We start from the raw sequence: 19,653 nt of genomic DNA, 5'->3' as shown, positions 1-19,653 counted from the left end.
CCGCTTCGCTGACGTCTGGTGTCGGCCGGGGGAGATAGGAGGCCGTTTCGGTTTTGCTATACGCGTTCCGGGCCTGTGCGTCACCCTTTCGGCAGAGTCATTTCACATCTCTGCGAGGTGCCCGGGCGGCGATATCGGCAACAAGTTCCGTGACATGGCCGAAACGCCGCAGGTTCAGCCCGCCGCCGTCGCCATGGTCGGCGCCGCCCGACGGCATCAGCGCCGCTTCGAAGCCGAGCTTGGCAGCCTCCCTGAGTCGCGCCGCGGTCACGGAAACCGGTCTTACCGCACCTGAAAGCGCGATTTCGCCGAAATAGACGGCCTGCGGCGGCAGGATCGCGCCACTGAGCGAGGAGACCAACGCCGCCGCCACCGCGACATCCGCCGCCGGCTCGTTGACGCGCAGGCCGCCCGCGACGTTGAGATAGACATCGTGCTGGCCGAGCCTGAGGCCGCCATGCGTTTCGAGCACGGCGAGCACCATGGCCAGCCGGCTGTTCTCCCAGCCGACGACGGCGCGCCGCGGCGTGCCGAGCGCCGTCGGCGCGACCAGCGCCTGAATTTCGACCAGCACCGGCCGCGTGCCCTCGATGCCGGCGAAGACGGCGGCGCCCGGCGCGGCCTGGTCCCGCCCCGCCAGGAAGAGGGCGGAGGGGTTCGTGACCTCGGAGAGACCCTTGCCGGTCATCTCGAAGACGCCGATCTCGTCGGTTGGGCCGAAGCGGTTCTTCTGGCCGCGCAGGATGCGGAACGAGTGCGCCCCTTCTCCTTCGAACGACAGCACGGCATCGACCATGTGCTCGACGACTCGCGGTCCGGCGATCTGGCCGTCCTTGGTGACGTGGCCGACGAGGATCAGGCAGGTGCCGCTTGTCTTGGCGTAGCGGATCAGCGCCTGCGCCGAGCCGCGGACCTGCGTCACTGTACCGGGCGCACTCTCGACCTCGCCGGACCACATCGTCTGGATCGAATCGATGACGACGAGGGCAGGGCGCTCGCCCTGGCCGAGCGTCGCGACGATGTCCTCGACATTGGTCTCGGCTGCGAGATCGACCGGCGCTTTGGCGAGGCCCATGCGTTCGGCCCGAAGCCTGACCTGGCCCGTCGATTCCTCGCCTGAGACATAGACGACGCGCCTTCCGCTCATCGCCAGCGCGGCGCAGGCCTGCATCAGCAGGGTCGACTTGCCGATGCCGGGATCGCCGCCGATCAGCAGCACCGAGCCCGGCACGAAGCCGCCGCCGGTGACGCGATCGAGCTCGCCGATGCCCGAGACGATGCGAGGCGCATCCTGCGTCTCACCCTTGAGCGTTTCCAGCGCGAAGACTCTGCCCCGCGCCCGACCACTTGAGGAGGGGCGTCCGCCACCCGGAACGGGCGCGGAAGCCGCATCCTCGACCAGCGAAGACCATGTCCCGCAGGCGTCGCACTTGCCCTGCCAGCGGTGATAGACCGCGCCGCAGGCCTGGCAGTGATAGGTTGGACCGCGCTTGGCCATCAGCCGCCGATATACCGCCGCGCATAACGGCGGCCGAGGCTGGTCAGGATCTCGTAGCCGATGGTCTTGGCTCCGGCGCCGACCGTCTCCAGATCGAGCGGGCCGCCGATCAGCGTCACGCTCGCGCCGCGCCGGGCCGCGCCGGCCGGTGCATCGGTGACGTCGATGATGATGAGATCCATCGAGACCGTGCCGGCGAAGGGGCAGGGCACGCCCTCGAGCAGAGCCGTGCCGCCCGTCGTCGTGTCGGTCCAGCTGGCATTGCGGGGATAGCCGTCGGCATAGCCGAGGCAGATCGTGGCGAGCTTGCGCCGCCCGCGCGCCGTCCAGCGGCCGTTATAGCCGATCTGCATGCCGTCCTCGACCTCGCGGATCTGGAGGATGCGCGCCTCCAGCCCGACGACGGGCTTCATCGGGTTCGGCCTGCCGGGCGTCGGGTTGCCGCCATAGAGCGCATAGCCCGGTCGGGTGAGCTGGTAGGACGGGCAATCCTTGAGGAAATGGCCCGACGAGTTCTTGAGCGAGGCAGGGATCTCGGGAAGGGCGGCCGCGATCTCGGCGAAGGCCCCGATCTGGCGGGCATTGGCCGGGTCTGCCTCGACCTCGGAGGAGGCGAAATGGCTCATCAGCAGCCCGATCCCGGCTGCGGCGACCACGCCGGAGCGCTCGCGCGCCAGGTTCAGTCCTTCACCCTGCCAGAGGCCCAGCCGGTTCATCGCGGTGTCGACATGCAGCGCCGCCGGCCGCACCTGGGCACCCGTCTGCCGGAAGGAAGCCCATTCCAGCAATTCCTCATGCGAGCCGAGCACCGGGGAGAGCGAATGCTCGGCATAGGTGCCGCAGGCTCCGGGCAAAAGGCCGTTCAGCACATAGATCGTAGCCTCCGGCGCGACCTTGCGGGCTCGAATCCCCTCGGAGACATGCGCGACGAAGAAGCTCTTGCAGCCGGCCTTCGCCAGAGCCGTCGCGGCCGGCTCGATGCCGATGCCGTAGGCGTCGGCCTTGATGACCGCCGCGGCTTCGGTGCCGGCGCGGGCGCCGAGCGAACGCCAGTTCGCGACCAGCGCGTCGAGATCGACGGTCAGCGTGGCGCCGTCAGCGCCGGTGTCAATCTGGTTTGCAGACATCATTCACGGTCCGGAAGACGAAGTTCGTCGGCGCGGTCGGAGAAGCGCGTCACATCGGCGTCGAACTGCAGGGCGACGGCTCCGGTCGGGCCATGGCGCTGCTTGCCGATGATCAGCTCGGCGACGCCGTGCATGGCCTCCATCTCGATCTGCCACTTGTTGTGCTCTTCGGTGCCGGGGCGCGGCTCCTTGCCCTTGAGATAATACTCTTCGCGGTAGACGAACATCACCACGTCGGCGTCCTGCTCGATCGAGCCGGATTCGCGCAGGTCGGAGAGCTGTGGGCGCTTGTCGTCGCGGTTCTCGACCTGGCGCGAGAGCTGGGAAAGCGCGATGATCGGGACGTTGAGTTCCTTCGCCAGCGCCTTCAGGCTGGTGGTGATCTCGGTCAGCTCCTGCACGCGGTTCTGCCCGGCGCTCTTGGCCGAACCGGAGAGGAGCTGGAGATAGTCGATGAACAGGACGTCGAGCCCCTTCTGGCGCTTGAGGCGCCGGGCGCGCGCCATCAGCTGGGCGATCGAGATGCCGCCGGTCTGGTCGATGTAGAGCGGCAGCTTCTCGATCTGCGCCGCGACGTCTGTCAGCCGGGCGAAGTCGCCCTCGGTGATGCGGCCCTGCCTGATCTTGTAGGAGGAAATGCTGGACTGCTCTGCGACGATACGCGTCGCGAGCTGGTCGGCCGACATTTCCAGCGAGAAGAAGCCGACGATGCCGCCATCGACGCTCTTGATCGAGCCGTCCTCCTGCCGCTCGCCGCGCCAGGCCTTTGCGATGTTGAAGGCGATGTTGGTTGCGAGCGAGGTCTTGCCCATGGCGGGGCGGCCGGCGAGCACCAGCAGGTCCGATCGCTGCAGGCCGCCCATGCGCTGGTCGACGTCGCGCAGGCCGGTCGAGATGCCGGAAAGGCCGCCGGCGCGCTGATAGGCGCTCGCCGCCATATCGATGGCGAGCCGGAGCGCCCCGTCGAACTTCTGGAAGCCGCCCTCGTACCGGCCTTTTTCGGCGAGCTCGTAGAGCTTGCGCTCGGCCTCCTCGATCTGCTCGCGCGGCGCCATCTCGACGGGGGCGTCATAGGCGACGTTCACGAGGTCCTCGCCGACGCCGATGAGTTGGCGGCGCACGGCGAGATCGTAGATGGTGCGGCCGTAGTCGCCGGCATTGATGACGGTCGTCGCCTCGGCGGCCAGCCGCGCGAGATACTGGCTCGGCGTGATATCGCCGAGGTCGAGATCGTTGACGAAAGTCTTGAGCGTGATCGGTGTCGCGATCTTGCCGGCCCGGATCAGGCTGCTCGTCAGCTCGAAAACGCGCTGATGGATCGGCTCGAAGAAATGGTCCGGCAGCAGGAAGTCGGAGACGCGATAGAAGGCGTCGTTGTTGACCAGCATCGCGCCCAGCAGCGCCTGCTCAGCCTCGATGTTGTGAGGCTGGACGCGGAACTCGGCCTCGCGGTTGTCGAGGCGGGCGACGAGAGCTGTAGCTGTGGACATGACCTTCGTTAAGGTAGAATCGCGTGGCGGAGAAACGGGAACATTTAAAGAACAACTCAATTAGCGCCGGCTGTTCCCGATGTCCACAACGCGGACGAAAAAGGGCGCCGTGTTGCCACGGCGCCCTTGACTCGTTTTGAGAGCGGTTAGGCTCAGAGCTCGACGTCGCCGGCCTCGGCCAGCGCCGCGCCAACCTCGAGGCCGAGATCGTCGAGATCGAACTCCTCGCGGGCCGTGACGTTCTCGCCGGCGGCCTGGCGCTGGGCCTCCTCGGCCGAACGCGCGATGTTGACGGTGACCGTGACCGAGACTTCCGGATGCAGCACGACCGGGACGGTGTGCAGGCCGAGCGTCTTGATCGGGGTGTTCAGCGTCACCTGGCTGCGGGCGACCTTGAAGCCGTCGGCGACGAGAGCCTCGGCGATGTCGCGGGTCGAGACCGAGCCATAGAGCACGCCCGACTCACCCGACTGGCGCAGGATCACGACGCTCTGGCCGTCGAGGCGCTCGGCGACCGCATCGGCCTCGGACTTCAGCTCGAGGTTGCGGGTCTCGAGCTCGAGCTTCTGGCTCTCGAAGCGCTTCTTGTTCTCCTCGGTGGCGCGCAGCGCCTTGCCGCGGGCGAGCAGGTAGTTGCGGCCGAAGCCGTCACGCACCTTAACGATCTCGCCCATCTGGCCGAGCTTGGCGACGCGTTCGAGCAGGATGACTTCCATGGTTCTTCTCCTTGAGGTTCGGGTATTCGGATTTCAGGCAGGTATTCGGAGTTCAGGAATGCGTAGGCGGAGGCGGCAGCGCGGCCCGCCTGCGCAGGCCGAAGGCTGTGTCGACCAGGCCGGCGACCGCGAGCAGCGGCGTCAGCACGGCCTGCATCACGACGAGCGAGACATAGACCGAGATCAGCATCGGCAGCCGCCAGGGGCGACCGCGCGAGATGTCGTGCAGCAGGCAGAGCCCGCTGAACATGAAGGCGGCGAGCAGCGCGCCGACGAAAGCCATCGCGGCGATGCCGACGAAGCCGCCGACCGCGGAAACCACGGCCGCGCCGACGAGCAGCAGCAGCGCGCGGCGCGGCAGCGCCGTCGAAGGGATGAACGGCCAGGGCCGGGGCAGCCGGTCGGAGAGCTTCACGGCGCGGGCGGCGAGCCAGAGATTGGCCGTGATGGTGGTGACGAAGGAGGCGCCGATGCCCAGCGGCACCGCCGGGGCGAGGTTCTGCGCCAGCTCCTTGATGTCGACATCTGCGGGCAGCGTGACCAGCCGGCCGCGCACCATCTCGTTCAGCAGGTTCTCGATCATCCGCGAGATCACCATGCGATAGGCGTCGTAGTCGGTGGTCATCACCAGCGCGCTGCCGATGGTGGCGAGGGCGGCGGTGGCGGCGATCCAGAGCAGCAGGTTGCCGAGGGGATACCATTCCGCTCCGCCTTGATCGTCGCCGCGGGCCAGCAAGGCGAGGTAGGCGATCCACCAGGCGGGCAGGCCGATGATCAGCGCGAAGGCGATGCCGCCGGAGGGCGAGAGCGCGACGGCAATGGCGAGGGCGCCGGCAGCCGTGGCCAGGAGGCCGGAACGGTGGTTCCAGCCCAGCGCGGCGATGAAGATCGGGAGGGGGGCAGCCGAATACAGCAACGCGGCGAGCGGCGATCCGGTGATCACCACTGCGAAGAGCAGGGCCGAAACGAGGCCCGCGCCGATGCCGACAATCGGAATCATGGTCCGTCCTGCTGTCCCGCTGCTCGCTGGCAGGGTGAGAGGCTCTTTGCCTCAACGAACCCGGGGGAGTCTCACCGCCGGGCGACTAATGGTTCTAACTTGGAAACGAAGCCGGAGGTGCCTGGGCACCTCCGGAAAAAGACTCACCCGCTCAGCGGATGACGTAGGGCAGCAGGCCGAGGAAGCGGGCGCGCTTGATCGCCTGGGCGAGCTCGCGCTGCTTCTTGGCGGAGACCGCCGTGATGCGGGACGGAACGATCTTGCCGCGCTCGGAGATGTAGCGCGAGAGCAGACGCACGTCCTTGTAGTCGATCTTCGGAGCGCCTTCGCCCGAGAAGGGGCAGGACTTGCGGCGGCGGAAGAAGGGGCGACGGGCGCCAGCGGATGCAGTCGACATGGATCAGGCCTCCGCTTCGGCGGTTTCGGTGGTCGCCGGCTCGTCTTCGCGGCGCGGACGATCGCGGCGCGGGCCGCGGTCGAAACGGTCGCCGCCACGCTCCGGACGGTCGTCGCGGTCACGCTTCTGGAGCATCGCCGAGGGGGCTTCCTCCAGCTCCTCGACCTTGACGGTCAGGAAGCGCAGGATGTCCTCGTTGATGCGCATCTGGCGCTCCATCTCCAGCACGGCGGCGGAGGGAGCCTCGATGTTCAGCAGCGTGTAGTGCGCCTTGCGGTTCTTCCGGATGCGGTAGCCGAGGGACTTGACGCCCCAGTACTCGACCTTGCGGATGGCGCCGCCATTCGCTTCGATCACGCCCTTGAACTGCTCGACAAGAGCTTCGACCTGCTGCGCGCTGACATCCTGCCGCGCGAGCAGCACATGCTCGTACAATGCCATGATTGGCCTTCCTTGTTTTACCCTGCTTCGCCCGGCGCGGAGCCCTCCGAGCCCTGGATAAGGCCCGACAGGATTTCATCGAAGGCGGAGACACGGGATGCCGGTTCCAGGGAACCTGCGCAAATCCAAGCGGACATGCGCCATCCGTTCAGCCTCCGGCCGAACAAGCAGGAGGCGGTCGTTACAGGGTTCGAGGCTTGATAGCAACCGGAATCTCGGCTGAGGAGCTTGCGCGGCGCATCATTCCGGCAGGCCGCCGTTCATCCATAAATCGGACGTCCCTTGGCGAGATTCCGCGATCCACGGCAGAAGCGCAAGATCGGTCGAGCGCTCAGGCCTGCGTGCGTTTAGCTGGTGCCGCCACGGAGGAGGGACGATGAAGGCGGCGCTTCAGAACTATCAGGCTCGGATGCGACGGGCGCTGGACTATATCAACCAGCATCTCGACCACGATCTCGACCTGGAAACGGTGAGCGCCGTCGCGGCCTTCTCGAAGTTTCATTTCCACCGGCAGTTCACGGCGACTTTCGGTTTGTCCGCGCATCGTTATGTCCAGCTTGCCCGCATGAAGCGCGCTTCGCACCAGTTGGCCTACATCGACGAAAAAAGCATCACGGACATAGCGATGCATGCCGGGTACGATGCGCCGGATGCCTTCGCCCGCGCCTTTCGGCAACGGTTCAGGCAATCGCCTTCATCGTTCCGGAAATCTCCCGACTGGGAGCCGTGGCTTGCGGCCTTCGGGCCTCTCGAGAACGCGAGGAGCAAGCTCATGCAGAAGAGTTTTAGCGCTGACGACGTCACGATTCGCGATGTCCCCGCCACAAGGGTGGCAATCATGGAGCATCGAGGCGACCCGGCGACGCTCAATGTCACCATCCAGCGATTCATAGCATGGCGCAGAGCCGCTGGCCTGCACCCCAGGACAAGTCCGACCTTCAATATCTGGCGTTCCGAGCGGCGCCCGGCCTCGCCTGGCGATTATAGCGTGGACCTTTGTGTCGGGACCGACCAACCGATCGAGGCGAATGGCGAGCAGATCGAAGCCGGCGAGATCCCTGGCGGACGCTGCGCGGTGCTGCGTGTCGTCGGCAATACTCATAACCTGGAGCCCGCCGCGCTCTACCTCTATCGCGACTGGCTTCCGGCCAGCGGCGAGGAGCCGCGCGATTTCCCGATCTATTGTCAGCGGCTCAGCTTCTTCCCTGAGGTGCCGGAGCACGAGACGGTCGCGGATCTGTTCTTGCCGTTGAAATAGTGCCCCCTGACGGCGGCCTGTCCCCTCTGGTCGCAAGGAGCGGGCAGGCCGCGATCCGCCCGGGCTCGGTTGTTGAGGGCCTCTGACCCAAGGCGCACCAGGCCGTCAGCCGGCCGCGGGCACCCGCGATATGCTTGGTATTCGCTGCCTAATGCAGGATAACTCCCGCGCGGCGCTTGACTTGGGCGGCAAACCGTTGTGACAGCCGCGTCATATAAAAAGAGTGACCAAAAGACAGGGCGTTCCGCAGATGACCACAGCCTTCATCTTCCCTGGCCAGGGTTCGCAGGCCGTCGGCATGGGCAAGAGCCTGGCCGAAGCCTTCCCGGTTGCCCGGGCGGTGTTCGACGAGGTCGATGCCGCGCTCTCGCAGAAGCTCTCCGTGCTGATGTGGGAAGGGCCGGCCGAAGAGCTGACCCTGACGGCGAACGCGCAGCCGGCGCTGATGGCGGTGAGTCTCGCGGTCGTGCGCGTTCTCGAGAGCGAGGCCGGTCTTGATCTCAAGCGCGATGCCGCATTCGTCGCCGGTCACTCGCTCGGCGAATATTCGGCGCTCGCCGCCGCCGGCACTTTCTCCGTCACCGACGCCGCCCGGCTGCTGCGCATCCGCGGCGACGCGATGCAAAAGGCTGTTCCGGCCGGCCAGGGCGCCATGGCGGCCCTTCTCGGCGCCGAGCTCGATCTGGCCCGCGAGATCGCGACGGCTGCCGCGCAGGGCGAGGTCTGCGAGGCGGCCAACGACAATGGCGGCGGCCAGGTCGTGCTGTCGGGTGCCAAGGCCGCGATCGAGCGCGCCATTGCGCTCGCCGGCGAACGCGGCGTCAAGCGCGCCATGCTGCTGCCCGTCTCCGCGCCCTTCCATTGCGCGCTGATGCAGCCCGCGGCCGAGGCGATGCGCGAGGCCCTCGCCAGGGTCTCGATGAATGCGCCCGTGGTGCCGGTCGTCGCCAATGTCGGCGCGGCCCCGCTCAGCGACCCGGATGCGATCCGGGATTCGCTCGTCGCTCAGGTCACCGGCACGGTGCGCTGGCGCGAATGCGTGCAGGCGATGGCCGCGGCCGGCGTCACGGATTTCGTCGAGGCCGGCAGCGGCAAGGTCCTCGCCGGTCTGGTGAAGCGCATTGTTGCAGGTGCGGCGCCGATCTCGATCGGCACCGCTGACGACATCGCGGCCTACAAGGCCCGAAACGGGTAAATGCAAGGCCCGGAACGGGCCATGACGGCAGAATGCCGAAAGGGAGCGAAGATGTTTGATCTGACCGGCCGCAAGGCCCTGGTCACCGGCGCGACCGGTGGCCTCGGCGGAGCCATCGCCAGGACCCTGCATGCGCAGGGCGCGAGCGTCGCCATTTCGGGCACGCGCGCAGAGGCTCTGGAAGCGCTCGCCGCCGAGCTCGGCGAGCGCGTCGTGGTGACCCCTTGCAACCTCTCCGACAAGGAATCGGTCGAGGCGCTGGTGCCGGCGGCCGAGGAAAAGCTCGGCGGGCTCGACATCCTGGTCAACAATGCCGGCATCACGCGCGACAACCTGTTCCTGCGCCTGAAGGACGAGGATTGGGACAATGTGCTGGCGGTCAATCTGACGGCTGCCTTCCGCCTCTCACGCGCGGCCGTGAAGTCGATGATGCGCCGGCGCTATGGCCGCATCGTCGCCATCGGTTCGGTCGTCGGCACGACCGGCAATCCCGGGCAGGGCAACTACGCCGCCGCAAAGGCGGGGCTGATTGGCATGTCGAAAGCGCTGGCCGCCGAGGTCGCGAGCCGCAACATCACCGTCAACATTGTTGCCCCCGGCTTTATCGAGTCGCCGATGACCCAGGCGCTCAACGAAAAGCAGCGCGAGGGCATCCTTGCGGATGTGCCGATGGGCCGGCTGGGAGCCGGTGCGGATGTCGCCGCCGCCGTCGCCTTTCTCGCCAGCGAGGAAGCAGGCTACGTCACCGGCCAGACGCTCCACGTTAACGGCGGAATGGCAATGATTTAGGCGTATTAACGTCGTTTCTGGATCGCTTTTGATAAGTTCGGGGCGCTCTCGCCAGCCCCGTAAGCATATGTTAACTAGCCCCGTCGCGCTGCCATCAGGCAGGCCGGGGGGCTTGACGAAACCCCGGTTGTTGCGTTTGTGCAGGCTTCGAGCGTTCCGGATCGCGGACATCGTCACGATGGCGCAGCGGCTCGGGATGAAGGTCCATCATACGCGCGTCGCGTCCCTGCGATGCGTTTCAGTTTCCAAGGAATAGACTCATGAGCGATGTCGCCGAGCGCGTGAAGAAGATCGTGGTCGAGCACCTCGGCGTCGAGCCCGAGAAGGTCGTCGAGGGCGCCAACTTCATTGAGGACCTGGGCGCGGACAGCCTCGACACCGTCGAGCTCGTGATGGCCTTCGAGGAAGAGTTCGGCGTCGAGATCCCGGACGATGCGGCTGAGACGATCGTGACCGTCGGCGATGCCGTGAAGTTCCTGTCGTCGAAGAGCGCCTGATCGGCCTCCCTCGGCTGATCGACGCAGAAAGAAAAATGGCTTCTCGCAGTTATCCGATGCGGCGCGTCGTCGTCACCGGCCTCGGCATGGTGACGCCGCTCGCCTGCGGCGTCGAGCCGACCTGGGAGCGCCTGCTCGCCGGCGCCAGCGGCGCCGGGCCCATCACCAGCTTCGACGCCAGCGACCTGCCGGCGCAGATCGCCTGCAACATCCCGCGGGGTGACGGCAGCGACGGGACGTTCGATCCTGACGCGTGGATGGAGCCGAAGGAGCAGCGCAAGGTCGACGACTTCATCGTCTTCGCCATGGCTGCTGCCACGCAGGCGCTGAAGGATTCCGGCTGGAAGCCTGAAAGCTACGAGGACCAGATCCGGACCGGAGTCGCCATCGGCTCCGGCATCGGCGGCCTCGGCGGCATCTACGAGGCCTCGCTCCTGCTCAAGGAGCGCGGTCCGCGCCGCCTCTCGCCCTTCTTCATTCCCGGCCGCCTGAGCAATCTGGCCGCTGGCTATGTCTCGATCGAGCACGGATTGAAGGGCCCGAACCACGCCGTGGTCACGGCCTGCTCGACCGGCGCGCATGCGATCGGTGACGCTTCCCGCATGATCGCGCTCGGCGATGCCGAGGTCATGGTCGCCGGCGGGACGGAATCGGCCATCAACCGCATCGGCATCGCGGGCTTCTGCGCCTGCCGGGCGCTTTCCACCGGCTTCAACGATACGCCCGAGAAGGCTTCCCGCCCCTATGACAAGGATCGCGATGGCTTCGTGATGGGCGAGGGTGCCGGCGTCGTCGTGCTGGAGGAGCTCGATCACGCGCTCGCCCGCGGCGCGCGCATCTATGCCGAGGTCGTCGGCTACGGCATGTCGGGCGATGCCTATCACATCACCTCGCCCTCCGAGGATGGCGACGGCGCTTATCGCTGCATGCAGGCGGCGCTGGACCGGGCCGGCATCACGGCCTCGGACCTCGACTACATCAACGCCCATGGCACCTCGACGCCGTTGGGCGACGAGATCGAGCTGCGTGCCGTCGAGCGCCTGCTCGCCAATGCGCCGAAGCGTCCCTCGATGTCCTCGACCAAGTCGGCGACGGGCCATCTGCTTGGCGCGGCGGGTGCGATCGAGGCGATCTTCACCGTGCTCGCCATCCGCGACCAGGTGGCGCCGCCGACGATCAATCTCGACAACCCTTCCGTCGAGACCGATATCGACCTCGTGCCGCACAAGCCGCGCAAGCGGGAGATCGACTACGCACTGTCGAACTCCTTCGGTTTCGGCGGCACGAACGCCTCGCTCGTCATGAGGCGTTACCGGGCCGACGCCTGAGCCGGCGCGCGGACAGCGCCGTTTCGCCATATTCTTGGGTAGAATCGACGCTCCGAGTCGGTGGTGGGCGATTTCGCGTTCACAGCCGCGAGGAAACCGGTTCTAATGCCGGATCGGCGACTTGGCGCGGCCGGCTCCTTGCTGAGGCCGGCGCCCGGGGCCGGTTCAAGCCGAAATCGTCTACCCCGTGCTGCGAGCCACCTGAACGTGAACGATACGCCCCGCGTCGCCCCGAAAAGCCCGAGCGAGGCCCTCAAGCCCGTAGCTCCGCCGGCGCCGCCGCCGAAAGCCCGCCGGCGTCGCCGCAGCAGCCCGTTCCTGTCGATGCTGAGCGGCCTGTTCACCGTCGCGCTCGTCCTGGCTGGCGTCATCGGCGCGGGAATCGCGGTCGTTTCGAACCAGAGCAAGTCGCCGGGCCCGCTGGCCAGCGACCGCGTTCTGATCATCCCCAAGGAAAGCGGGCTGACCGAGATCGCCGAACTTCTCCAGCGCGAGGGGCTGATCGAGCATCCGCTGAGCTTCCGCGTTTCGGCGATGATGGGCGGGGATTGGCACAAGCTCCAGGCCGGCGAATATCTGTTCAAGGCCCGCGTCAGCCCGCAGGAGATCCTCGACATCATCTCCAGCGGCAAGGTCGTCGAGCATTCGATCACCGTCCCCGAGGGATTGACGAGCGAGCAGATCGTCGCCCGTCTGCGCGACAACGAGCTCCTGACCGGCGAGATTTCGCAGGCGCCGAAGGAAGGCTCGATCCTGCCCGATACCTATCGCTTTCCGCGTGGCTTCTCGCGGCAGGCGATTCTCGATCGCATGGCCCGCGACCAGCGCGTGGTTCTGGCCCGCATCTGGGAGCGTAGGCCCGCGGATTTGCCGGTGAAGACGCCGCAGGATCTCGTCGTGCTGGCTTCCATCGTCGAGAAGGAAACCGGCCGCGCCGACGAGCGCCCGCGTGTCGCCGGCGTCTTCATCAACCGGCTGAATCGCAAGATGAAGCTGCAGTCCGATCCGACGATCGTCTACGGCATCGTCGGCGGCAAGGGTACGCTGGGGCGGCCGATCCAGCGCAACGAGATCACCCAGGCGACGCCCTACAACACCTATGTCATCGACGGGCTGCCGCCGGGTCCGATCGCCAATCCCGGCAGGGCGGCGATGGAAGCCGTGGTCAACCATTCGCGGACCAAGGATCTCTACTTCGTCGCGGATGGCAGCGGCGGCCATGCCTTCGCCGAGACGCTGGAGCAGCACAACCGCAATGTCGGCCGCTGGCGCCAGATCGAGTCGACACGCAACCAGCAGGGCAGCAAGCCGCCTGCGTCCGAGACCGTCGACCGGGTCGAGCCGCCACCGTCGCCTGATAACCGCACCGAGGCGCCGGCCACGACGCAGCCCGCGAGCGACAATGCCGGAGCGCCGCTTGCCCAGCCGGCGGGCGTTGCGGGAACGCGTGCCCGGGCCTTCGATGCCTCGGAGGGCACGGCGCGCGACCCGCTGCTCAATAAGACCTTCGACCTGAACTCGCCCAAGCAGGTGCCGCAGCTCAAGAACCCTTGAGGCGGCGGCGAGGGCGGACCATCCCCATTTTCAAGCCTTGCGGTGCTTGCCGCGGCTGAGTGGCGCCACTACGGTCCCGCGCATTGCCAGATCGCCGCGCGCCCGCCCGGGTGCGAAAGGTCGATTTGGCTTTTTGTTTCTGCGTCCGATTTTTCCGGGAAGCGGGTTTCGCTTGCCGGCCGACGCCAAGGAGACCGTAAAGGCATGGCCATCGAGAGCATGACGGGCTTCGCCCGCGAGGCGGGCACGGCCGGCGTCCATGGCTGGGCCTGGGAGATCCGCAGCGTCAATGGGCGCGGGCTCGATCTGCGCGTGCGCGTTCCGCCCGGCTTCGAGGTGCTGGCCGAGGCGGCGCGCAAGCATCTCGCCGGGGCTTTTGCCCGCGGCACCCTCCACGTCAATCTCGCGGTCACCAGCGATGCCGGTCCGCCGCGCCCGCGTGTCAACGAGGCAGTGCTTGCTGCGCTGCTTCAGGCCGTGGAGCGTCTGCGGCCGGCAGCCGGCATCAACCCGCCATCCTATGACGGCCTGCTCGGTATCCGTGGAGTCGTCGACTATGCCGACGAGGCCCAGGACGTGCTCGGCGCCGTCGAGGCGCCGGCTCTCGCCGGTCTGGAGGCCGCGGCGCTCGCCTTGAAGGAGGCCCGTCTGGCGGAGGGGCGCGCGCTCGAAGCCATCGTGCTCGGCCATCTCGAGACGATCGCCGGGTTGGCGGCCGAGGCGGAGGCGCATCCGGCGCGCAGCAGCGAGGCCATCCGGGCCCGTATCGCCCAGCAGGTCGAGACCTTGCTCGGCGCCAGTAGCGGCTTCGACGCGCAGAGGCTTCATCAGGAAGCGGCTCTGATCGCCGTGCGCGCCGACATCCGCGAGGAGATCGACCGGCTGCACGCCCATGTCGCGGCTCTGCGGGAGCTGCTCGCGAAGGGTGGACCGATCGGCCGCAAGCTCGATTTCCTGGCGCAGGAGTTCGGTCGGGAGGCCTCGACGCTCTGCGCCAAGGCCAATGATCCGGGCCTGTCCCGCATCGGTCTGGAGCTGCGCACGGTGGTAGACCAGCTGCGCGAGCAGGTTCAGAACGTGGAGTAAGGATCGATGGCCGAAACCGCACGCCCGGCCCGCCGCGGCCTGATCATGATCATGTCCTCGCCCTCGGGCGCGGGGAAGTCGACGCTGACGCGCACGCTCTCGAAATCGGCGAGCGAAACCAATCTCGACCTGTCGATCTCGGTGACCACGCGTCAGAAGCGGCCCTCCGAGATCGACGGGGTGCATTATCATTTCATTGACCGCGAGACGTTCGACGACATGCGCCAGCGCGACGAGCTGCTGGAATGGGCGGAGGTTCACGGCAACGGCTACGGCACGCCGCGCAAGCCGGTCGAGGCCTCGCTGAGGGCCGGCCGGGACGTGCTCTTCGATATCGACTGGCAGGGCACGCAGCAGATTCTCGAAAAGGCGCGGGAGGATGTCGTCTCGATCTTCATCCTGCCGCCCTCGATGGCGGAGCTGCGCTCGCGCCTCGTGCGCCGCGCCGAGGATGCGCCGGACGTCATTGCCAAGCGTCTCGCCAATGCCCGCGAGGAGATCGCGCGCTGGACGGTCTACGACTACGTCATCGTCAATGACGATCTCGAAAAGGCCTATGAGGCCGTGCGCTCGATCCTCGCCGCCGAGCGCCTGAAGCGCAGCCGCGCGGTCGGCATGGAGGCTTTCGTCGAGCAGCTGCTGTCGGAAAAGCTGCCGTAGTCCTTGGCTCGTGATGCCCGGGCTCGACCTGGACATCTAAACCGGCGCGTTCTCATCCTGAGATGCTCGGGTCAAGCCTGGACACGACGGCGGATTTTCACAACCTCTCGCCCAGCGCGTTCGCAAGCCTGACGAAGCCCGAGACCGGAATCTCCTCGGCCCGCGCGGTTTCGGACAGGCCCGCTGCGGCAATGATCTGCGCTGGATCAGGCAGAACGGCCTTGAGGCTCTGCCGCAGCATCTTGCGGCGTTGGCCGAAGGCGGCAAGCGTGACCCGCTCCAGCAGACGCCGCTCGCAGGGTTCCGGGTTCTCGCGTGGCAGGAGCTGGACGATCGACGAGGTGATCTTCGGCGGCGGCACGAAGGCGCTGCGCGGCACGTCGAACAGGATTCTCGTCTCGCAGCGCCAGTTGGAGAGCACGGCAAGGCGTCCGTAATCCGCCCGCTCCTCCGGAGACGCGACGATCCGCTCCGCCACTTCGCGCTGGAACATCAGGGTCAGCGAACTCCACCAGGACGGCCAGGGCTCGAGGCTGAGCCAGCCGACCAGCAGCGGCGTGCCGATGTTGTAGGGCAGGTTGGCGACGATCTTCGCCCGCCCGCCCTTGAGATGCGGCGAGAGGTCGACGGCCAGCGCATCGCCGTCAATGATCTCAAGCCGGCCGGGATAATGCGCCGCGATCTCGGCCAGCGCCGGCAGACAGCGCCGATCGCGCTCGATGGCGATAACCCGGCCTGCGCCGTTGGCGAGCAGCGCCCGCGTCAGCCCGCCGGGGCCGGGGCCGATCTCGACGACGGTCTCGCCTTCGAGCGGACCGGCGGAGCGTGCGATCCGGCTCGTCAGGTTGAGGTCGAACAGGAAGTTCTGGCCGAGCGCCTTCTGCGCCATCAGCCCGTGGCGTTCCACGACTTCGCGCAGCGGCGGCAGGTCGTCGATCTGGCTCATGAGGAGGCCGCCATCCGCGCTGCGAGCTTCAGGGCGGCACAGAGGCTGTCCGGCCGCGCGATGCCCTTGCCCGCGATGTCGAAGGCCGTGCCGTGGTCCGGCGAGGTGCGGATGAAGGGCAGGCCGAGCGTGACGTTGACGCCATCGTCGAAGGCAATGGTCTTGATCGGGATCAGCGCCTGGTCGTGATACATCGCCAGCGCGACGTCATATCCGGCCCGCGCGCGGGCATGGAACATGGTGTCGGCCGGGTAAGGGCCGCGCGCATCGATGCCTTCGGCCTGCAAGGCGGCGATGGCGGGCTCGATGACCATCCGGTCCTCCTCGCCCATCGCTCCACCTTCCCCGGCATGGGGGTTGAGGCCGCTGAGAGCCAGACGTGGCGCAGCGATGCCGAAACGCTTCTGGAGGTCACGGGCGACGATCCGGGCGGTCTCGACGATCAGCTCCTTGGTGAGAAGGTTCGGCACGCGCCTGAGCGGCTCATGGATCGTGACCGGAACCACGGCCAGTTCCTCGGACCAGATCATCATCACCGGCCGCGGCTCGACGCCCGCGTCGGCAGCCAGATAAGCGAGGTATTCGGTATGGCCCGGATGCCTGAAGCCAGCCTGGTAGAGCACCGATTTGGCAATGGGATTGGTCACGACGGCGGATGCTTCATCACGCCGCACTGCGGCGACCGCCCGGTCGATCGAGGCGATCGTTCCTGCCGCTGTGGCCGGGTCCGGCCGGCCCGGCTCGGCCCCGGTCGCTCCTTCGAGCGGGATTACGGGTAGCGATTCGGGGAAGATATCGGTCGCTTCGGCCCAGTCGCAGGCCAGCAACGGCACGTCCCAGCCCAGCCTTTCGGCGGTCCGGGCGAGGTGGTCGAGGCTGCCGATCAAGGCGAAGGCGGGCAGATTTCGCGCGTGGCGCTCCTGCCATGCGCGCAAGGTGAGCTCCGGCCCGATTCCGGACGGGTCGCCCTGTGTCAGCGCAAGCGGCAATGCCGGCAAGAGAACCTCCGCAGACAAGACGATCTCCGCGGATCGAAGGATCGACCGGGCCTCAGGCCCGGTCAGTCATTGGCTGGAGCTGACGCCATCGCTGGTCGAGGCGGCGCCGATGTTCTGCGAGTAGCTGATTTCACCCAGAGTACGCAGTTCGAGGCGGAACATGATCGTTCGGGTATCCTTCGTGGAACCCGCCTGACGGTCGGCGTAGCTTTGCAGGTACCGGATGTCGAAGACCGTGCATTCATCGGTGTAGTTCAGGCCGAACGAGGTCGATGCGGTCTGGAAGGGGCCGGTATTCGGGTAGACCGGCATGGCGGTGACGGTCGGCGCCGCGAGATAGGACGCGTAGAGATCGCGATAGCGCTCGCGGTCGTACTTGTACTTGTCGAGATCGAACAGCACGCCGGCGCGGACGCTCCAGTTCGTCGTGACGTTCACGGAGCCGTTCAGCGACAGGCCCTCGCGGCGACGCGAGATTCCAAGTTCCGGCTGTGGCTCGTAGCGGCCATAGCCGATCGAGGCCGAGAAGATTTTGTTCGAATAGGTCGCCGCGGCGTCGATCCGCTGAGCTTCGTAGGTGGTCGAGTCGAGGCGCGTCGCGCCCGTCAGGAAGAGGCCCTTGAAGGGAGAAAACTGAGCACGGGCGACGATGTCGGAGGTGTCGGTGTCCAGGCCGGAATTCAGCCCGGTATTGAGGAGATCACCACTCGAGAAGGAGTTGCGCCCAGCGATCTGGTAGGACTGGCCGATGAGGAGGTTGGCAAAGGCCTCCTTGCCGAAGCGGCCGGTGTAGAGCGCGCCGACATTGGCGCGCGTGCCGCCCTCGAGTCTGTCGTAGCCCGAGAACTTGCCGCTCCATTCGAACAGGTTGTTGGCGTCGAAAACGAGGCTCTGCGCGTCCTCGTTGGCGACCCTCAGGCTGTTCGTCTCGTTCGGGCGCGCCACAATCTGGGCAACGGGCTCGATGATATGCGTGCCCCAGTCCGTCTTGGCGACGAAGGGATAGCGATACATCAGGCCGATGGCCGGCATCACGCGGCCGAAGACCTCGTCCGAAGTGTCGGCGATGGTCGTGACGCGCGAGTTGATGACGCCGCTGGTGTCGGGGTTGATCGAGAAGAGGTCGGCCCGCAGCGAGGCATAAGGCGTCCAGACCTGGCCGAGCGGGTCGATGAAGTTGCGCCGCCAGGAGGCCTGCACCGTCGCGCGCGACATGTTCCCGGCCAGGCCGCGAACCAGGCATTGGTCCTTCTGGTAGACCGCGCAGCCGTCATAGAGGGAATAGGGGTTCGTGAGCAGATAGGTCTTCTGCGCGGGCAGTTCCGAGAACGCGGCCGTGTCCCGCGTCAGGCTGGTGATGTTGACGTTGAACTCCACTTCGCCGCCGAGGAAGGACGGCTTGTGGACACGCTTGTCGTAGTCGATCACCGGCAGCACGACGGGCTGCTGCTTCTGCCAGTCCTGATAATTCTGCGGCTGGAAATAATAGCCGCGCATATCGAACCAGGCCGTCTCGCTCTGTCCGTTCAGATAGGCCGTCGAGGTCACTTCCTGAAGATAGCTGATGCTGCTCAGGCTCTCGCTGCGAATGCGGTAGTTCTTGTAGAACCACCGATCCGTCGACATCGCGATGTTCCAGCCGAAGTTCCAGCGCGGATTGATGAAGAACTTGCCGGTCGTCTCGATCGCGCCGCGGAAGTCCTTGTCGGCCGGCCCGAGCGGGCTTGGCAAGTACGCGCTCGGCTCCTGCTGGAAGATGCCCGAGGCCCGGATCGAATAGGAGCCGTTCATCAGCCGGTGGCGCCACTCGGCCTGGCCGAGGAAGCCCTGCCGGCTGAGATAGGTCGGCGTGACCGTCAGGTCGTAGTTCGGCGCCAGGTTGATGAAATAGGGCAGGCCGACGCCGAAACCGAGCGCCGAGGTGTTGAAGAGCGTCGGCGCCAGGAAGCCGGACTTCCGCTTCACCGTCGAATCCGGCCCCGACATATAGGGGATGTAGGCCATCGGGATGCCGGCGAATTCCAGCCGCGCATCCTCGTAGTAGATCGTCTGCTCGGACTTCTTGTGGATGATCCGGGCGGAGCGAACCTGCCAGAGCGGCGGTCGCTCCGGGTTGTCCTTGCAGGGTTCGCAGGCCGTGTAGATGCCCTTCTCGAAGACGAAGGTCTCACCGTCCGTGCGCTCGGCGCGCGGCGCCGAGAATCGCGTCTTGTCCGGGTTCACGACGCGCAGCGAATCCATGAAGCCGTCGCGGAAATCGTCGGTCAGGTTGAACCTGTCGCCAGTGATGACCGTGCCGTTGCTCTCGGTGATGCGGGCATTGCCGATGGCGGTGACGCGCTTGCCGGCCTGGTCGTAGATCACGCGATCGGCTTCGATCGTCCGGCCCTGGTACAGGATCTGGACGTCGCCGACGGCCGCGACCGTCTTCTTGTCGTTGTCGTAGACGAGTTCGCGCGCATCCACGACCATCCGATCCGGCGCCTTGGCCGGAGTGGCGGTAGCAGCAGCAGCAGGCGCCGGCTTGGCGCCCGCCGCCCGATTCTGGGCGTGCGCCGGCGCCACCAGCAGATAAGCCAGGCTGGTGGCGAGAGCGGTCGCTGCGGCAAAGCGCGCGGCGCGTTTTACCCCTGGACCCATCCGCTCAACCCAAAATTAACCATAGGCACAGTA

General features: G+C 66.7%; 18 protein-coding genes. 8 read left to right on the top strand and 10 right to left on the bottom strand.

Going from position 1 to position 19,653, the window contains the following annotated elements:
* Window positions 1-97: 97 nt before the first annotated feature.
* The 7 genes from radA to rpsF all read right to left on the bottom strand — a co-directional run bounded on the left by radA (window position 98) and on the right by rpsF (window position 6,669).
* A complete protein-coding gene (gene radA / locus BoBH3_RS11995; RefSeq protein WP_262331015.1) occupies window positions 98-1,498 on the bottom strand; it encodes a DNA repair protein RadA in 1,401 nt (466 codons plus the stop codon).
* A complete protein-coding gene (alr, locus tag BoBH3_RS11990) occupies window positions 1,498-2,625 on the bottom strand; it encodes an alanine racemase (protein WP_410050595.1) in 1,128 nt (375 codons plus the stop codon). The genes radA and alr overlap by 1 nt, the downstream gene beginning before the upstream one ends.
* On the bottom strand, window positions 2,625-4,115 hold the full coding sequence (locus tag BoBH3_RS11985; RefSeq protein ID WP_262331013.1) for a replicative DNA helicase: 1,491 nt from the start codon (window positions 4,113-4,115) through the stop codon (window positions 2,625-2,627). The genes alr and BoBH3_RS11985 overlap by 1 nt, the downstream gene beginning before the upstream one ends.
* A 152-nt stretch (window positions 4,116-4,267) precedes the next feature.
* The gene (rplI, locus tag BoBH3_RS11980; RefSeq protein WP_262331012.1) at window positions 4,268-4,831 is read right to left on the bottom strand and encodes a 50S ribosomal protein L9; all 564 of its coding nucleotides are present in this window, start codon (window positions 4,829-4,831) and stop codon (window positions 4,268-4,270) included.
* 52 nt (window positions 4,832-4,883) lie between these two features.
* Entirely contained in the window at window positions 4,884-5,831 is a 948-nt protein-coding gene (locus BoBH3_RS11975; RefSeq protein ID WP_262331011.1) for a hypothetical protein, read from the bottom strand.
* Between the two features lie 151 nt (window positions 5,832-5,982).
* Window positions 5,983-6,228 carry a 30S ribosomal protein S18 gene (gene rpsR / locus BoBH3_RS11970; RefSeq protein WP_038367644.1) on the bottom strand — a complete coding sequence of 82 codons (246 nt, stop codon included), beginning with the start codon at window positions 6,226-6,228 and terminating at the stop codon, window positions 5,983-5,985.
* A 3-nt stretch (window positions 6,229-6,231) separates the two neighbouring features.
* Window positions 6,232-6,669, bottom strand: coding sequence for a 30S ribosomal protein S6 (gene rpsF / locus BoBH3_RS11965; protein ID WP_262331010.1), 438 nt, complete (start codon window positions 6,667-6,669; stop codon window positions 6,232-6,234).
* A 376-nt stretch (window positions 6,670-7,045) separates the two neighbouring features.
* Between rpsF and BoBH3_RS11960 the strand changes: the two genes are divergently transcribed.
* The 8 genes from BoBH3_RS11960 to gmk all read left to right on the top strand — a co-directional run bounded on the left by BoBH3_RS11960 (window position 7,046) and on the right by gmk (window position 15,036).
* Window positions 7,046-7,927: an AraC family transcriptional regulator gene (locus BoBH3_RS11960; RefSeq protein ID WP_262331009.1), complete on the top strand. Its 882-nt coding sequence runs from the start codon at window positions 7,046-7,048 to the stop codon at window positions 7,925-7,927.
* A 250-nt stretch (window positions 7,928-8,177) separates the two neighbouring features.
* Entirely contained in the window at window positions 8,178-9,122 is a 945-nt protein-coding gene (gene fabD / locus BoBH3_RS11955) for an ACP S-malonyltransferase (RefSeq protein WP_262331008.1), read from the top strand.
* A 51-nt stretch (window positions 9,123-9,173) separates the two neighbouring features.
* A complete protein-coding gene (fabG, locus tag BoBH3_RS11950) occupies window positions 9,174-9,911 on the top strand; it encodes a 3-oxoacyl-[acyl-carrier-protein] reductase (protein ID WP_262331007.1) in 738 nt (245 codons plus the stop codon).
* A 260-nt stretch (window positions 9,912-10,171) separates the two neighbouring features.
* The gene (locus BoBH3_RS11945; RefSeq protein WP_262331006.1) at window positions 10,172-10,408 is read left to right on the top strand and encodes an acyl carrier protein; all 237 of its coding nucleotides are present in this window, start codon (window positions 10,172-10,174) and stop codon (window positions 10,406-10,408) included.
* A gap of 56 nt (window positions 10,409-10,464) precedes the next feature.
* On the top strand, window positions 10,465-11,736 hold the full coding sequence (fabF, locus tag BoBH3_RS11940) for a beta-ketoacyl-ACP synthase II (protein WP_262331191.1): 1,272 nt from the start codon (window positions 10,465-10,467) through the stop codon (window positions 11,734-11,736).
* 207 nt (window positions 11,737-11,943) lie between these two features.
* Window positions 11,944-13,290, top strand: a complete 1,347-nt coding sequence (mltG, locus tag BoBH3_RS11935) for an endolytic transglycosylase MltG (protein WP_262331005.1) — start codon at window positions 11,944-11,946, stop codon at window positions 13,288-13,290.
* 204 nt (window positions 13,291-13,494) lie between these two features.
* Window positions 13,495-14,376 carry a YicC/YloC family endoribonuclease gene (locus tag BoBH3_RS11930; protein ID WP_262331004.1) on the top strand — a complete coding sequence of 294 codons (882 nt, stop codon included), beginning with the start codon at window positions 13,495-13,497 and terminating at the stop codon, window positions 14,374-14,376.
* Between the two features lie 6 nt (window positions 14,377-14,382).
* Window positions 14,383-15,036 (top strand): guanylate kinase, encoded by a 654-nt coding sequence (gene gmk, locus BoBH3_RS11925; protein WP_262331003.1) that lies wholly within the window; start codon window positions 14,383-14,385, stop codon window positions 15,034-15,036.
* Between the two features lie 97 nt (window positions 15,037-15,133).
* Here the strand turns inward: gmk and rsmA are convergent, their stop codons facing one another.
* From rsmA to BoBH3_RS11910, 3 genes are all read right to left on the bottom strand, one after another.
* Window positions 15,134-15,982 (bottom strand): 16S rRNA (adenine(1518)-N(6)/adenine(1519)-N(6))-dimethyltransferase RsmA, encoded by an 849-nt coding sequence (gene rsmA / locus BoBH3_RS11920; protein ID WP_262331002.1) that lies wholly within the window; start codon window positions 15,980-15,982, stop codon window positions 15,134-15,136.
* Window positions 15,979-16,980 (bottom strand): 4-hydroxythreonine-4-phosphate dehydrogenase PdxA, encoded by a 1,002-nt coding sequence (gene pdxA / locus BoBH3_RS11915; RefSeq protein ID WP_262331190.1) that lies wholly within the window; start codon window positions 16,978-16,980, stop codon window positions 15,979-15,981. The genes rsmA and pdxA overlap by 4 nt, the downstream gene beginning before the upstream one ends.
* 66 nt (window positions 16,981-17,046) lie before the next feature.
* Window positions 17,047-19,620 carry an LPS-assembly protein LptD gene (locus tag BoBH3_RS11910; protein ID WP_262331001.1) on the bottom strand — a complete coding sequence of 858 codons (2,574 nt, stop codon included), beginning with the start codon at window positions 19,618-19,620 and terminating at the stop codon, window positions 17,047-17,049.
* Window positions 19,621-19,653 lie beyond the last annotated feature (33 nt).

The organism is Allobosea sp. BH3, assembly GCF_025499465.1.
GTDB lineage: Bacteria > Pseudomonadota > Alphaproteobacteria > Rhizobiales > Beijerinckiaceae > Allobosea.
The sequence above is the reverse complement of the archived record's forward strand: the minus strand, read 5'-3'. Positions and strand labels throughout refer to the sequence as shown.